The organism is Paenibacillus sp. P4_E11 (assembly GCF_056401635.1).
Map to the genome: position 1 here is coordinate 1 of NZ_JBFUIX010000624.1, position 771 is coordinate 771.

The window sequence follows — 771 nt, forward strand, 5'->3', positions numbered from 1 at the left end:
CCTCCGCTTCGCTAGGTGATGCGGTCGTTCCGATGGCCTCCGGCAAATCATTCTGTTCCTTTTTTATCGAATAGAATGGGTCGAGTTCAGTTGATTCAAAAAAACGAACGTTCGATACAGTCGATGAATTCGCAAGTACTTCCAATGCCCCATTGAGATATTTTTGATTCTCTGGTTTATCGAAAATCTCATACCTGGTAAAATGCCCATCACTATTATTTATTTCATAAGTAACAATGTGAATCACCATACATCACTCCTTCTTATACACCTTATCAATCGTCCCATCCACATCAAACGACTTGATGAACTCCTCTTCCAAACTTCCTTCGGCTACAGTTTCGTTAGTCGATTGATGGCGCTTCGCGCATTCCTCGCAAACCAACAGGTTGTCATGCTCACAAAAGCTAATCATTGGTCCATCATCATAATCGGGCCAATCCATCTCAGCATAGAAAGATATATAGCGATACGGGTATATGCGCTCTTCCTCATCGGATACGCAAAAGAACCATTTGTTAACGGGGTCATGCATGGCTGTAATGGCACGTTTAGATTTCTTTAAGAATATTAAATAAGTTTCTTCCTCTAAAGCTTCTTGTGGTTCTTTAGGCATTGCATTCCATTCAATCATTCCCGTTCCTCCTTCTTTACTATTGTAACGGAAACCCCACTCAAACCAAGATGACTGAGCGGCTTATACTTATTTCTTATTTGATTTGTAGCATTGGATTTTGCGTCTTCTTCATTGTCTGCTTCAATAACCAATGT

2 protein-coding genes are annotated in these 771 nt (G+C 40.6%); both read right to left on the minus strand.

Annotated elements, in window-relative coordinates; genetic code table 11:
* On the minus strand, positions 1–250 hold a 250-nt coding region (locus AC1DWB_RS36520; RefSeq protein WP_477545932.1), incomplete at its 3' end, for a hypothetical protein.
* Positions 251–253: 3 nt separating this feature from the next.
* A complete protein-coding gene (locus AC1DWB_RS36525; protein WP_477545933.1) occupies positions 254–634 on the minus strand; it encodes a hypothetical protein in 381 nt (126 codons plus the stop codon).
* Between the last annotated feature and the right edge of the window lie 137 nt (positions 635–771).